Genomic DNA, 13,981 nt, shown 5'->3' on the forward strand with positions numbered 1-13,981 from the left:
ATCGGGACCGGTGCCGGTGCCGGTGCCGAAGCCGAAGCCGGTATCGCGACCGGAGCCGGACCCGGGACCGGAGCCGCGACCGGAATCGGATCCGCGACCGGGACGGACGCCTGGTCCGGTGTCATCGGCGTACCTCCTCGGGGCGGCGCGGCTCCGGGCTGGGGAGGGCGTCGTGGGCCCGGAGGAAGGCGGCGACGGAGCGCTCCCAGGTGAAGACCTCCGCACGCGCGCGTGCGGCCCTGCGGCGAGCGGCCTCCGGAGCGACGAGGAGTCCCCGTACGGCGGAGGCGAAGGCGCCCGGGGTGTCCACGGCCGATGCACCCGCGGTGCCGACGACCTCCGGGAGGGCGGAGGAGGCGCTGACGACGACGGGGGTCCCGCAGGCGAGGGCCTCCAGGGCGGAGAGACCGAACGTCTCCGCCGGCCCCGGGGCCAGGCACACGTCGGCCGCCGCCTGGAGGTCCGCCAGGACCTCACGGTCGGCGACGTGCCCGAGGAACCGCACCGGGAGCCGCCGCTCGCGCGCCCGCCGCTCCAGGGCGCCCTTCAGCGGCCCGTCGCCCGCGACCACCAACGCGGCCTCGATGCCCGCGTCCCGCAGCTCGGCGAGGGCGTCCAGGGCCGTTCCCGGCCGCTTCTCGACGGAGAGGCGCGAGCAGAGCAGGAGGAGCACCCGCTCCCCGTCCGCGTACCGGGCCCGGAGCACGGTGCTGCGGCGGCCGGGCCGGCAGCGCTCCAGGTCGACGCCGAGCGGGGCCCGTACGACGTTGCGGGCGCCGATCCGTACGAACTCGCGCTCGGCCCACTCCGTCGTGCAGACGATCCGCGCGAACGCCCAGGCCGTACGGCGGTTGAGCCGGTCCGCCGCGCGGGCCGCGACCGCCGGCGGCACGCCCCAGGTGCGCAGCACCCCGTCCGCGGTCTCGTGGGAGACCATGACCGAGGGCACGCGGGCGCGCCGCGCCCACTCCCCCGTCCACCGCAGGGTCGTACGGTCCGAGACCTCGATCCGGTCCGGGGCGAGCTCTCGGAGGAGATGACGCACCCGGCGCCGGTCGGCGAGGACCCGGTAGCCGCCGGTGCCGGGCAGCACCGGGCCGGGGAGGGTGATGACCCGGCCCTGTTCGGTGTGGACGTCGCTCGCGACATCGCCCGGGGCGATGAGGACCGGTTCGTGTCCGGCCTCGCGGTAGCCGCGGCCGAGCTGGTCCAGGGCGGTGCGGAGGCCGCCCGACGTGGGGGTGACGAAGTTGGCGAGCCGCACGATCCGCAGCCCGCCGCCGCGGCCGTGAACCCCTTCGGCGCCGCCTCCGCCGTGAACCCGGTCGACACGCACGCCGCTCATGCCGCCACCACCGTCCGCTCCCGCAGGACCTCCAGATAGTGCCCGATCAGTTCGTCGCCGAGGGCCTCCCAGGTACGGCCCTCGACGGTTGCCCGGCCGGCGTGGCCGAACGCCGCGCGCAGCTCCGGCGCGGCGGCGAGCGTGGCGACGGCGTCGCGCAGCGCGTCCTGGTCTCCCGCGGGTACGAGGAGTCCGGTACGCCCCTGGTCGACCAGGTCCAGGGGTCCCCCGGCGGCCGGGGCTATCACCGGGACCCCGCTCGCCATGGCCTCCTGGACGGTCTGGCAGAAGGTCTCGAAGGGGCCGGTGTGGGCGAACACGTCGAGCGAGGCGAAGATCCGGGCGAGGTCGTCGCCGGTACGGCGGCCGAGGAACCGGGCGCCCGGCAGGGCGGTGCGCAGCGCGGGCCCGCTCGGCCCGTCGCCGACGACCACCACCCGTACGCCGGGGAGGTCTCCCACTCCGGCGAGGAGATCCACGCGCTTCTCGGGGGCGAGGCGGCCCACGTAGCCGACGAGGAGCTCCCCGTCCGGGGCGAGCTCCCGGCGCAGGGCGTCGTCGCGCAGCTCGGGGCGGAAGCGGGCGGTGTCCACCCCGCGGCCCCAGAGCCGGATGCGGCCGATGCCGTGGGCCTCAAGGTCGCGGACGGCGGCCGAGGACGGGGCGAGGGTGCGGTCGGCGGCCCCGTGGACGGCGCGGAGGCGGCGCCAGGCGGCGCCCTCGCCGGTTCCCACGTAGGTGCGGGCGTAGCCGGCGAGGTCGGTCTGGTAGACGGCGACGGCGGGGATGCCGAGCCGGGTGGCGGCCGTCATCCCGCGCACCCCGAGGACGAACGGTCCCGCGAGGTGGACGACGTCGGCGCGGTGGGCGGCGATGGCCGCGGCGACGCGGCGACTGGGCAGGGCGACGCGTACCTGCGGATAGCCGGGAAGGGGGAGGGAGGGCACCCGGACGACGGCGCAGGGGGCGTCGGCGTCCGCGGCCTGATCGGCGACGGCGGGGGCGATGACGAGCGGGGTGTGGCCCCGCCGGACGAGGTGGCGCGCGGTCTGCAGGGCGCAGTGCGCCACACCGTTGACGTCGGGAGGAAAGGATTCGGTGACGATGACGACACGCATACGGGTGTTGTCGTCGCGTTCGGCGTGTCCCCGCCAACGTCGATCTGGACGGGGAGGGAACGTCCCATGAGCGTTTCGCGCGGGGGCTGCCGCAGGCCGGAAACGATCAAATGCCGGGCGGCACGCTCCCGGCGCTCCCATGGACCTGGACTCGCTTCGGGCTTGAAGACCGGGCTTGTGGATCCGGGCTTGTGGATCCGGGCTTGTGGATCCGGGCTTGTGGATCCGGGCTTGTGGATCCGGGCCGAAGCCCCCGGACACCCCGTACCCCCGACCGGTCCTCCGGGGCGGGGCCACGCGCGGCGGGTTCTCCGCCGGGGGCCGCGCCGCCCCGGAGCCGGGTGACGGGGTCGACCGGGTCCGCCCGGTGGGGCGGGCTGCGACCGGGTCGGGTCAGACCTGCAGGTCCGGCCCTATGCGGTTGCGTACCGCGGTCTGGACCTCGACCTCCTCGGCCGGGTCCGCCGCGAGGCGGCGCAATCGTTCGGCGACGCGCACGTCCCCGGTCTCGGCGTGCTGGGCCGCGACCTCGCGGGTGGTCTCCTCGCAGTCCCAGAGGCACTCGACGGCGAAGCCGCTCGCGAAGGTCGGGTCGGTGGCGGCGAGGGCGAGGGCCACGCGCCCGCGGAGCTGGGAGGAGGCCGTCTCTCGGTAGACGTGGCGCAGCACGGGGGCCGCGCAGGCGATGCCGAGGCGGCCGGCGCCGTCCACGAGCCCGCCGAGCGCGGGCGCGTCGGGGCCTTCGGAACGGATGGTGTCACGCAGCGCGCCGAGGACGGAGGGGGAGTCCTGGGCGGTGCCACGGCAGGCGAGGACGTCGGCGGCGGCGGCGCCGAGGGCGTCGGTCCGGCGGACCCACGCGCGGGCGCGGGCGACGGCGTCCTCCCCGCACATACGGCGGTAGGCGGCGATCGCGGCTTCGGCGGCCTCGCGGGAGTCACCGTCGGCGGCGCCCTCGACGAGGTCGAGGACGGCGGGGTCCTGTGACTCGGCGAGGTGGTGCAGGGCGGCGCCCCGGGCTCCCACCGAGCCGTGCCGGGCGGCGGCGAGGAGCTCGGGCCGGTCCTCGGGTCCTGCGACGGCGGTGAGGCAGCGGGCGGCGGGGCCGTGGAGGACGGCTCCGCGCTCGTACCCCTCCTGCGCCCAGTCGAGGACGGCGCGCACGCTCCAGCCGGGGCGGGGCCCGGCGGGTCGCATCTGTCGCTGCCAGCGGTCGAAGGAGCCCTGTTCCTGGGCGGCCCTGACCCGGGCGCCGACGGCGTCGCGCTGGTCCTCGGCCCACAGGCGCCACGGGCGGGGCTCGAAGGCGTCCCGTACGACGCCGGCCAGCTCGGCGTCGCCCTCGGCGTCGGCCGGGAAGCGGGCCAGCACGGGGACGGCGAGCGCGCGGAGTCCGGTGTCGTCGTCGCGGAGCGCCAGCTCGTCGAGGGCCCAGGCCCAGTTCGTGCCGGTCGCCGCGTACCGCCGGAGCAGCAGCAGGGCGTCCTGGCGTCCGTAGGAGGCGAGGTGCCCGAGGACGGCGAGCGCGAGCCCGGTCCTGGACTCCTCGGTGTCGAGGATGTCCTCGGCGCCGAAGAGGTGCGCCTCGATCTCGTCGAGACCGCCGTGGAGGTCCAGGTAGAGACGGGCGTAGTAGAGGGAGCGGTTCTCGACCTGCCAGTCGTGGCGGGGGTCGTCGAGAACGCAGTGGTTGAGGGCCGCGAGGGCCTCGGCGCGTGGCGCGGCGAGTGCGTGCAGGGTGCCGTCGCCGCGGCCCCGCTGCAGCAGGCCGAGCAGGGTGCCGCTCGGCGCTATGACTGGATCGAACATGGGAAGACGCCTCACATCAAGCTGTCGACACGACCGGGGGATACCGGGATGACCCGGGTCGGGCGGTACATCGCCCGTACGCCTAGGCCGTGCGGCAACATGTCGGGCCGCTTGTCGTCCATCGCCTGCCAGTGACCATCTTCCTCAGCCTCTCGTCGGTGGCCCGTTTTGCCGGGCCCGACGTCATGATGACCCACCCATTTCGCCACCGCGACCACATTTACGACGCCGCTCTCACCTGGGGTTCAGCGCCCGTTCACCGGGATTCGAAGAGCTCGAGGAGTTCGGCCTTGCCGAACATCCGGGCGGTGTCGACAGCGGACGGAGTCCCGGCTTCCGGATTTGCGCCGCCGGCGAGGAGCGCGCGGATCACCGCGTCCTCCCCCTTGAAGACGGCACCGGCGAGCGGGGTCTGGCCGCGGTCGTTGGCACGGTCGGCGTCGGCACCGCGCGCGAGGAGGGCGGAGACCGCGGCGGCGTGGCCGTGGTAGGCGGCGAGCATGACGAGGGAGTCGCCCTTGTCGTTGGTCAGGTTCGCGGGGACACCCGCGTCGACGTAGGCGGCCAGCGCGTCGGCGTCCCCGGTGCGGGCGAGGTCGAAGACCTTGGACGCCAGCTCGATGACCTCGGGGTCCGGAGTCTCGCTCATCGGGTGGGCCCGCCTCTCTCTCCTGCGTTGTCGACCGGTGCACGGCAAGCGCGGCCGTACGAGTGAATCGACAGGGTACTGCCCGTTCGGTGACATGACCTCGCCCGACCGAGGCAAAGATCACGGCAGCCCGCCGCCGGCCGCCTCTCTAGCGCACGCCGGGCATTTCGCCACCCGACAGTCCGTTCGACGTCCGCCGGTCAAGTGAAATCCCCCGTTTTTCACTCGTATGCACCTTTAGTCACATAGATACTTGCTGTGAACTTGGAAGGACTCATGGTGACTGTCCCCTCAACCAGGAGAACAACCAATGATCCTGTCCATCTCAGGCGTGGTCCTGCTCGGCATCATCTGCTTCCTGTTCTTCAAGAAGGACGGGATGAAGGCCTCGCACGCCCTCGTCAGCGCGCTGTTCGGCTTCTACCTCGCGGGTACCGCCATCGCCCCGAGCATCACGGCAGGCGGGCAGAGCCTCGCCGGCCTCCTGGGCGGGATCAAGTTCTGACGCCCTTCAGTCCCTTCCACCACTTCAGGAGTACTTCGTGGCCCGGCGACCACTCCCCCGCATTCTGAGCAGCGGCAGCGCACAGATCGCTCGTAGTCGAGAGATCGCGCGCACGGCCGCCGACAGCGCCACCGACGTGCTCCATCCACTGATCACGGTCTCCCGTGGTCTGCGGAAGCTGGCCGCGACCGCGCGCGCCAAGTGGGCCGCGACCCCCAAGGAGCGGCGTGGTCCTACGCTGCTCCTGGTCGCGGCCTGCGTCCTGGTCGTCGCCCTCATGCCGTACGGGCCGCTCCTCGCGCTCGTCACGCTCATGGGCGCGGCCGCGTGGAGGGGACGCGAGCGCCCGGTCGTCAAGACCGGGCCCGACGACGCGGAGGTCGCCCGGCTCAAGGGCCTGTACGAGGCCCTCGTGCCGTACTTCTCCGTCCCCGAGGACCCGGCACCGCTCTTCGCCCACGGCGGCGACTGGAGCGGCGCCTTCGCGGAGTACGCCTTCGACGAGGACGGGCGTCTCACCCGGCTGAGGATCGCGTACCCGCCGTACTTCACCGACGGCGAGCCCGCCGCACGCGCGCGTATCGAGCAGTTGCTGCACGCCAAGTCCGGGCGCGGCCGTGAGTACCGCTTCGACTGGGACGAGGAGGGCAACCGGCTCGACCTGAGCGTGCTGCCCGCTCTGCCCACCACCATCGCCGCCCAGCGCTTCGTCACCGTGCCGGGCGAGACCGTCCTGGGCTTCACCGACGCGGACGCCGTGCAGCGGACCGTTCCCGTGGTCGCGTCGGACGGTACGGAGGACGCGCCGGCCGTGGTCTGGCGCACCGGCCCCCGCTCCACCGAGCCGCATCTGCTGGTCGTCGGCCAGCCGGGCAGCGGCACCACCTCTCTGCTGCGTTCGATCGCGCTCCAGGCCCTCCCCCACGGCGACGTGCTGATCGTCGAGGGCGGTGGCACCGGCGAGTACGCGTGCCTCACCGGCCGCGACGGGGTCCTGGCGGTCGAGTGCGGCCTCTCCGGCTCGCTGGCCAGTCTGGAGTGGGCTGCGCACGAGACGGAACGACGTCTGATCGCCGCCAACCGGGCCCGGCAGGCGGGCCACCCGGCGCCCGAGGACACCCGGCGGCCGCTGTGGATCCTGCTGGACCGGCCGGGCATCCTCGGTCACCTGGCCGCCGCCGACGGCCGCCCCGACCCGCAGGAGCTGCTCCAGGTGCCGCTGCGGCACGGGCGCGCGGCCCAGGTCACGGTGGTGGTCGCCGAGCAGTTCGACAGCACGGACACGCTGAGCGAGGCGGTACGGAGCCACACGAGGGCCCGGATCGTGCTCGGTCCCGCCACGCCTGACCAGATCGCGGCCGTCCTCGGAGTCGAGCCGCACACCACTCCGACGCCCCAGGTGCCCGCGGGCCGTGGCTACGCGCGCCTGGGCACCGGCCCGGTCCTGCGCCTCCAGGTGCCGGCGACGCCCGACCCGTACGACGACGCGACGAGCGAGGCGCACCGGAAAGCGGTCCTGGAGCTCCTCCCGGAGCGCCGCACGGCGACGACGATGGCGATCGAGACCGTCGTCGCGGCGGCCCCCGAACCGGCCCCGGCGCCCCGAGCCGAGCCGGACCCCGGTCCCGCTCCGCTGCACGCCCCCGTCCCCGCGGAGGGCTGAGCGCCACACGCGCGCGAAGAGGCCGGCAGGGACCCCCCGGGTCCGTACCGGCCTCTTCGCATGACGTGCGAGGACGCGAACGGCTACGCCACGAACGACCGCGGCGGTTCGGTCCCCCCGCCCGCGCCCGACTCGACCAGGCGGGCCGCGGCGGCCAGCCGGGCGGCGGCCTCGTCGGCGACCGGCCCGCCGACCGTGAAGGGCAGCCGGACGAAGCCCTCGAAGGCCCCGTCGACGCCGAAACGGGGGCCCGAGGGGACGCGGACGCCGACCCGCTCGCCCGCCTCGGCGAGCCGGGAGCCGGAGAGGCCGCCGGTACGGACCCAGAGGGTCAGACCGCCGCGCGGCACGGAGAACTCCCACTCCGGAAGTTCCCGGCGGACGGCGGTGACGAGCGCGTCCCGGTTCTCCCGGGCCTGGTCGCGGCGCAGGGTCACGGCCTCCTCCCAGCCGCCGGTCCGCATGAGCCAGTTCACGCCGAGCTGCTCGAGGACCGGGGTGCCGAGGTCGGCGTACGCGCGGGCCGCCACCAGCGAGCGGATGACGTCGGGCGCCGCCCGGACCCAGCCGATGCGCATGCCCGCCCAGAAGGCCTTGCTGGCCGAGCCGACCGTGAGGACGGTGGAGCCGGCCGGGTCGAAGGCGCAGACCGGCCGGGGCATCTCCACGTCGTCGTCCAGATGCAGCTCGGCCATGGTCTCGTCGACGACGAGGACCGTGCCGGCCGAACGGGCCGCGTCCACGAGCTGCCGCCGCTGGTCCTCGTCGGCCAGCGCGCCGGTCGGGTTGTGGAAGTCGGCCACCACGTACGCGAGGCGGGGTGCCGCGTCGCGCAGGACCTGGCGCCAGCGGCCCAGGTCCCAGCTGCCGAGCCCCTCGGACATGGCGACGGGCACGAGCCGGGCCCCGGCCTCCCGCATCAGCTGGAGGATGTTGGCGTACGAGGGGGACTCGACGGCGATGCGCTCGCCGCGCCCGGCGAAGAGGTGGCAGATGGCGTCGATGGCGCCCATGGCGCCGGTCGTGACCATGATCTGCTCGGGCATGGTGGGGATGCCGCGCGCGGTGTACCGGTCGGCGAGCATCTGCCGCAGCGCGGGCAGTCCAGCCGGATAGTCGCCATGCGTGTGCGCGTAGGGGGGCAGTTCCTCCAGGGCACCCTGGACGCCGCGGGTGAGCCAGGGCTCGGGCGCGGGCAGCGCCGCGCAGCCGAGGTCGATCATCGAGCCGAGGGCCTCCGGGGGCAGCGGTTCGAGGCCCCGCGCGGGCAGCGGGTTCCCGGCCGGTACGGCGGTCCAGCTGCCGGCCCCCCGCCGCGACTCCAGGAAGCCCTCGGCGCGGAGCGCCTCGTAGGCCGCGGCCACCGTCGTACGGCTGACGGTCAGGGCGAGGGCGAGTTCCCGCTCGGCGGGCAGCCGGGCGGCGACCGGGACCCGGCCCTCCAGGACGAGCAGACGGATACCGTCGGCCAGGGCGCGGTAGGCGGGCGGCTTACGGGCGCCGGGTCCGGCGGGCCTCGGCTGCTGCGCCTGGAGCTGCCGGGCGAGCTGAGCCGGTCCTACCGCCGAAGTCCACTGGGCCATCGAAATCAGTCCACCTTCCTCGAATTGGCCATGGTTGGCACCCGTTCCCCCGCCACAGAGTGTCATGAGCCAGTCCACTACCACCACCCTGGGGGGAAGTCCCTTGTCCATCGCCTCCGGCCTCCACGGCCGGCACCTCACCCGTCGGCTCGTCCAGCTCTACGTGGGGCTGACGCTGTACGGAGTCAGCTCGGCGCTGCTGGTGCGCAGCGGTCTCGGCCTGGAGCCCTGGGGCGTTCTCCACCAGGGTCTCGCCGAGAAGACGGGCCTGACCATCGGCGTGGTGTCGATCATCGTCGGGGCCGCGGTGCTGCTGCTGTGGATCCCGATCCGGCAGCGGCCGGGGCTCGGCACGGTCTCCAACGTGTTCGCGATCGGTCTGGCGATGGACGGCACCCTGGCGCTCGTCCCGGACGTCCACGGCCTGGCCGGGCGGATCCCGCTGCTCGCGCTCGGCATCGTCCTCAACGGTGTGGCCACCGGTCTGTACATCGCGGCGCGGTTCGGCCCCGGCCCGCGCGACGGCCTGATGACCGGTCTGCACCGGCTCACCGGCCGTTCCATCCGTCTGGTGCGGACGGCGATCGAGGTGGCGGTGGTCGCCACCGGCTTCCTGCTCGGCGGCTCGGTCGGCGTGGGCACGGTGCTGTACGCGCTGGCCATCGGGCCGCTCGCCCAGTTCTTCCTTCGCTGGTTCGCCGTTCCCGAGCCGGACTCCGGAAGCACCGCGGACGCCCCCACGACACCGGAAGACGCCATACTGCGGCGGTGACTCGCGTACGCCACCCCTATCTCGACCATCCCACGCCCCTCCCGTTCGCCCATCGCGGCGGCACGGCGAACGGCCTGGAGAACACCGCGGCCGCCTTCCGCCGGGCCGCCGCCGCGGGCTACCGCTATTTCGAGACCGATGTGCACACGACGGCCGACGGGGCTCTCGTCGCCTTCCACGACGCGACCCTCGACCGGGTCACGGACGCCTCGGGCAGGATCCGCGACCTGCCGTGGGCGGCGGTCCGCGAGGCCCGGGTGGCGGGCAAGGAACCGCTGCCGCTCTTCGCCGACCTCCTGGACGAGTTCCCGGAGGCCCGCTGGAACGTGGACCTCAAGGCCGAGTCGGCGCTGCACCCGCTGGTGAACCTGATCCGCAGGAAGCGGGCCTGGGACCGGGTGTGCGTGGGCTCCTTCACCGAGGCCCGGGTGGCGCGGGCGCAGCAGATGGCCGGTCCCGAGCTGGCCACCTCGTACGGGGTGCGCGGGGTGATCGGGCTGCGGCTGCGCTCGTTCGGCATCCCGGCGGCGGTACGGGCCGGGACGGTGGCCGCACAGGTCCCCGAGCGGCAGGGCGGCATCCCGGTGGTGGACCGCCGATTCGTCCGGGAGGCGCACGCGCGCGGGCTCCAGGTCCATGTGTGGACGGTGAACGATCCGGCCCGGATGAACGCTCTCCTCGATCTCGGGGTGGATGGCATCATGACCGATCAACTGGAGACGCTGCGCTCGGTGCTGACCGAGCGGGGTGTGTGGGTCTGAGCGCGCGTCCCGGGGGCTCCGGGTCCGGATCGCCGGGCCCGGTCACGGGGACGAACGAGGGGGCGCGGCCTTGACCGCTGGAACCACCGAACCGGAGGAGTACGCCACCGATCCCGCCGCGCGCAAGCGGGAGCAGCGGGGCTGGTACTTCTACGACTTCGCCTGCTCGGTGTACTCGACGAGCGTGCTCACCGTGTTCCTCGGCCCGTATCTCACCTCGGTGGCACGGGCGGCGTCCGACGCCGAGGGCTATGTGCACCCGCTGGGGATACCCGTGCGGGCCGGCTCGCTCTTCGCGTACGCCGTGTCGGCCTCGATCGTGGTCGCGGTCCTGCTGATGCCGCTGGTCGGCGCGATCGCGGACCGTACGGGCCGGAAGAAGCCGCTGCTCGCGGCCTCGGCCTATGTGGGCGCGACGGCCACGGCGGGCATGTTCTTCCTGGCGGGCGACCGGTATCTGCTCGGTACGTTCCTGCTCATCGTGGCGAACGCCTCGATCTCGGTCTCGATGGTGCTCTACAACGCCTTTCTGCCACAGATCGCGGAGCCGGACGAGCGGGACACGGTCTCCTCGCGCGGCTGGGCCTTCGGCTACACGTCGGGCGCGCTCGTCCTCGTCCTGAATCTGATCCTCTACTCGGGCCACGACTCCTTCGGCCTCACGGAGGGCGAGGCGGTCCGGATCTGTCTGGCCTCGGCCGGTGTGTGGTGGGGCGCCTTCACCGTCGTACCGCTGCGACGGCTGCGGGACCGGCGGATCGGCCCGGAGGCACGGGAGGGGGCCGGCGGGGGCGCGGTCGGCAGCGGCTGGCGGCAGCTGCGGGCGACCCTCAAGGACATGCGCCGGCATCCGCTGACGCTCTCCTTCCTGCTCGCCTACCTGGTCTACAACGACGGCGTGCAGACGGTGATCTCGCAGGCCTCGGTGTTCGGCTCGGAGGAGCTGGGCCTCGACCAGACCACGCTCATCACGGCGGTCCTGCTGGTCCAGGTGCTCGCGGTGGTGGGCGCGCTCGGCATGGGGCGACTCGCCCGGTCGTACGGCGCCAAGCGGACGATTCTGGCCTCGCTCGCGGTCTGGACGCTGATCCTGGTGGCGGGCTACCTCCTGCCGGCCGACGCGCCCGTGTTCTTCTACTGTCTGGCGGCCGCGATCGGCCTGGTACTGGGCGGGAGCCAGGCTCTGTCGCGCTCGCTGTTCTCGCATCTGGTGCCGCGCGGCAAGGAGGCGGAGTACTTCTCGGCGTACGAGATGAGCGACCGGGGGCTCAGTTGGCTGGGTCCACTCGTGTTCGGTCTCGCGTATCAGCTGACCGGAAGCTACCGGGATGCCATCATCTCCCTGGTGATCTTCTTCGTGGTCGGCTTCACCCTGCTCGCCCGGGTCCCGGTGCGGCGCGCGGTGGAGGCTGCGGGGAACCCCATACCGGACCGAATTTAGACGTGGCAGTGAAAGGGCGGTAGTGTACGCGTTTGGCCTGCCAGGCGGACCGTTACTGCGTGCTGCTTTGGTGAAGACACCGGGTCACATCTGCCGTCAGATGTGACAAAACGGGCACTGGTGGGTACAACAAGGGGCGGCACGACGGGCGACGCATGACCCGGCACGGGAATCTTTACCGCCGACCGGACGTTGACCGGATAACGACGACAGCGACACCTGTCCTGTGGGCGACAAGCCCGGGAGGCACGATTCATGAGTGAGCGAGCTCTTCGCGGCACGCGCCTCGTGGTGACGAGCTACGAGACCGACCGCGGCATCGATCTGGCCCCGCGCCAGGCCGTGGAGTACGCATGCGAGAAGGGCCATCGTTTTGAGATGCCCTTCTCGGTGGAAGCGGAAATTCCGCCGGAGTGGGAATGCAAGGTCTGCGGAATCCAGGCACTCCTGGTGGACGGGGACGGACCTGAGGAGAAGAAGGGCAAGCCTGCGCGTACGCACTGGGACATGCTCATGGAGCGACGCACCCGCGAGGAGTTGGAGGAGGTCCTCGCCGAAAGGCTGGCCGTCCTGCGTTCCGGCGCCATGAACATCGCCGTGCATCCGCGCGACAGCCGCAAGTCCGCCTAGCGGACCCATCGGACGAACAACGCCTCGGGGCCCGGTACACGAACTGTGTACCGGGCCCCGAGGCGTTTCCGTGCCCGGGTTTCCCGTTTCCGTGCTCAGGTCTCCGCTGCCGAGCGTGCCCCGCTCCCCCGTTGTCGAGGGGGCGGGGCACGAGGGGCCGATCAGGGCATCAGGGTCAGGGCATCAGGGTCAGGGCGTCAAGGCAGGGCATCAGGGTCAGGGCGTCAGGGGCGGGCGGTGCTCGTCGGCCCGGCGCGGGCCCTGAGCGGCGTCCTCGCGGATGACCTCACCCTGGACGACCTTGCCGTCCGGGCGGTGGATACGAGCCTGCTGGAAGGCGTCCTGGAGGCTGCCGGGAGACGCGGCGGCCATCCGGCGCTCGGCGGCCCGGTCCGCGTACCGCCCGAGGAGCGAGCGGATCGGCGGAATCAGCAGGAGCAGGCCGAGGGCGTCCGAGACCAGGCCGGGGATCATCAGGAGCAGACCGCCGAGCATCAGGAAGCCGTTGCGGTCCTCCGTGCCGGTCCGCTCGGGAGTCGAGGGCATCGCGCCCGTCTGCGCCGCGGCCTGGGCCTGCTGGAAGGTCGAGCTGAGGTTGCGGAAGGCGCGGCGGCCCGCCCGCTTGACGACGGCGGCACCGAGCACGATGCCGCCGACGAGCAGGGCGAACACGGCCAGTCCGCCCGCCGCGTCCGCCACCACGGTGAGGAGCCAGATCTCGAGGACCAGCCAGGCGGCGACGGCGAGCGGAAGGAACGTACGCGCGCGTGAGCGCTTGGGGGCGAGGGGAGGCGTTGCGCCGGTCGTCATGGTCCCCAGTGTGCCTGGAGCCCCGCCGGAACGTCGTAAAGGCGGGATCAGGACGGGAGATCAGGACGCCGGACCGCAGGCACCCTGGAGCAGCGGCTTCAGGAGGGCTTGCGGCCGAGCATCTTGCCGACCTTCTCCGCCCGCGCCGACAGGCCCCAGCCGGTGACCCGCCACAGCGCCTCGATCACGATGTTCCGGCTCATCTTCGAGTCGCCGATCTCGCGCTCCACGAAGGTGATCGGGACCTCGACGACATGGAAGCCGGCGGCGACCGCGCGGCGGGCCAGGTCGACCTGGAAGCAGTAGCCGGCCGAGGCCACGTCCTCCAGGCCCAGGCCCTCCAGGGTCTCCTTGCGGAAGGCCCGGTAGCCGCCGGTGACGTCGCGGAGCGGTACGTCGAGCATCACGCGCGAGTAGAGGCTGCCGCCCCGGGAGATGAACTCGCGGGACTTCGGCCAGTTCACGATGCGGCCGCCCGGCACCCAGCGGGAGCCGAGGACGAGGTCCGCGCCCTTGAGGGCGGTGAGCAGGCGCGGGAGCTCCTCGGGCTGGTGGGAGCCGTCGGCGTCCATCTCGACGAGGACGCCGTACCCATGCTCGATGCCCCACCGGAAGCCGGCGAGGTAGGCGGCGCCGAGTCCCTCCTTGCCCTTGCGGTGCAGGACGTGCACATGGTCGTCCTCGGACGCGATCTCGTCCGCGAACTTGCCCGTGCCGTCGGGGCTGTTGTCGTCGGCGACGAGGACGTGCGCCTCGGGTACGGCTTCCCGCACCCGCGCGACGATCGGCTTGATGTTCTCCGCCTCGTTGTAGGTCGGAATGATCACCAAGGCCTTGCCGAGCGGGCCGTAACGCCTCTGGCCACCGTCGTTCACTACTGCCCCTTCGGATACAT

13 protein-coding genes are annotated in these 13,981 nt (G+C 73.1%); 6 read left to right on the forward strand and 7 right to left on the reverse strand.

Features of this window, described 5'->3' with window-relative positions:
- Positions 1-121: 121 nt before the first annotated feature.
- From OG462_RS09760 to OG462_RS09775, 4 genes are all read right to left on the reverse strand, one after another.
- Positions 122-1,345 (reverse strand): glycosyltransferase, encoded by a 1,224-nt coding sequence (locus OG462_RS09760; RefSeq protein WP_406056444.1) that lies wholly within the window; start codon positions 1,343-1,345, stop codon positions 122-124.
- Entirely contained in the window at positions 1,342-2,463 is a 1,122-nt protein-coding gene (locus OG462_RS09765; protein ID WP_406056446.1) for a glycosyltransferase family 4 protein, read from the reverse strand. Before OG462_RS09765 ends, OG462_RS09760 begins: the two co-directional genes overlap by 4 nt.
- 393 nt (positions 2,464-2,856) lie before the next feature.
- Entirely contained in the window at positions 2,857-4,272 is a 1,416-nt protein-coding gene (locus OG462_RS09770) for a HEAT repeat domain-containing protein (protein WP_406056448.1), read from the reverse strand.
- Between the two features lie 256 nt (positions 4,273-4,528).
- A complete protein-coding gene (locus OG462_RS09775) occupies positions 4,529-4,921 on the reverse strand; it encodes an ankyrin repeat domain-containing protein (RefSeq protein ID WP_406056450.1) in 393 nt (130 codons plus the stop codon).
- A 310-nt stretch (positions 4,922-5,231) separates the two neighbouring features.
- Here OG462_RS09775 and OG462_RS09780 point away from each other — a divergent pair, with 310 nt between their 5' ends.
- Together OG462_RS09780 and OG462_RS09785 are read left to right on the forward strand one after the other, a co-directional pair.
- Positions 5,232-5,426, forward strand: coding sequence for a hypothetical protein (locus OG462_RS09780; RefSeq protein ID WP_015032212.1), 195 nt, complete (start codon positions 5,232-5,234; stop codon positions 5,424-5,426).
- Positions 5,427-5,463: 37 nt separating this feature from the next.
- The gene (locus OG462_RS09785; RefSeq protein ID WP_406056452.1) at positions 5,464-7,089 is read left to right on the forward strand and encodes a hypothetical protein; all 1,626 of its coding nucleotides are present in this window, start codon (positions 5,464-5,466) and stop codon (positions 7,087-7,089) included.
- Between the two features lie 83 nt (positions 7,090-7,172).
- On the opposite strand, the gene OG462_RS09790 is transcribed toward OG462_RS09785, so the two are convergent.
- Positions 7,173-8,672 (reverse strand): PLP-dependent aminotransferase family protein, encoded by a 1,500-nt coding sequence (locus tag OG462_RS09790; protein ID WP_406056454.1) that lies wholly within the window; start codon positions 8,670-8,672, stop codon positions 7,173-7,175.
- Between the two features lie 64 nt (positions 8,673-8,736).
- Between OG462_RS09790 and OG462_RS09795 the strand changes: the two genes are divergently transcribed.
- The 4 genes from OG462_RS09795 (at position 8,737) to OG462_RS09810 (ending at position 12,276) form a co-directional block, all read left to right on the forward strand.
- Positions 8,737-9,444, forward strand: coding sequence for a YitT family protein (locus tag OG462_RS09795; protein WP_406056456.1), 708 nt, complete (start codon positions 8,737-8,739; stop codon positions 9,442-9,444).
- Complete coding sequence (locus OG462_RS09800) at positions 9,441-10,205, forward strand: glycerophosphodiester phosphodiesterase (protein ID WP_406056458.1); 765 nt, start codon at positions 9,441-9,443, stop codon at positions 10,203-10,205. Before OG462_RS09795 ends, OG462_RS09800 begins: the two co-directional genes overlap by 4 nt.
- A gap of 70 nt (positions 10,206-10,275) precedes the next feature.
- Entirely contained in the window at positions 10,276-11,646 is a 1,371-nt protein-coding gene (locus OG462_RS09805) for an MFS transporter (RefSeq protein ID WP_406056460.1), read from the forward strand.
- Positions 11,647-11,901: 255 nt separating this feature from the next.
- On the forward strand, positions 11,902-12,276 hold the full coding sequence (locus OG462_RS09810; protein ID WP_015032218.1) for an RNA polymerase-binding protein RbpA: 375 nt from the start codon (positions 11,902-11,904) through the stop codon (positions 12,274-12,276).
- Between the two features lie 216 nt (positions 12,277-12,492).
- Here OG462_RS09810 and fxsA read toward each other — a convergent pair whose 3' ends face one another.
- Entirely contained in the window at positions 12,493-13,086 is a 594-nt protein-coding gene (fxsA, locus tag OG462_RS09815) for an FxsA family membrane protein (protein ID WP_406056461.1), read from the reverse strand.
- A 98-nt stretch (positions 13,087-13,184) separates the two neighbouring features.
- Positions 13,185-13,961: a polyprenol monophosphomannose synthase gene (locus OG462_RS09820; protein ID WP_406056463.1), complete on the reverse strand. Its 777-nt coding sequence runs from the start codon at positions 13,959-13,961 to the stop codon at positions 13,185-13,187.
- Positions 13,962-13,981 lie beyond the last annotated feature (20 nt).

This window comes from Streptomyces sp. NBC_01077 (assembly GCF_045162855.1).
Taxonomy (GTDB): Bacteria; Actinomycetota; Actinomycetes; order Streptomycetales; family Streptomycetaceae; genus Streptomyces.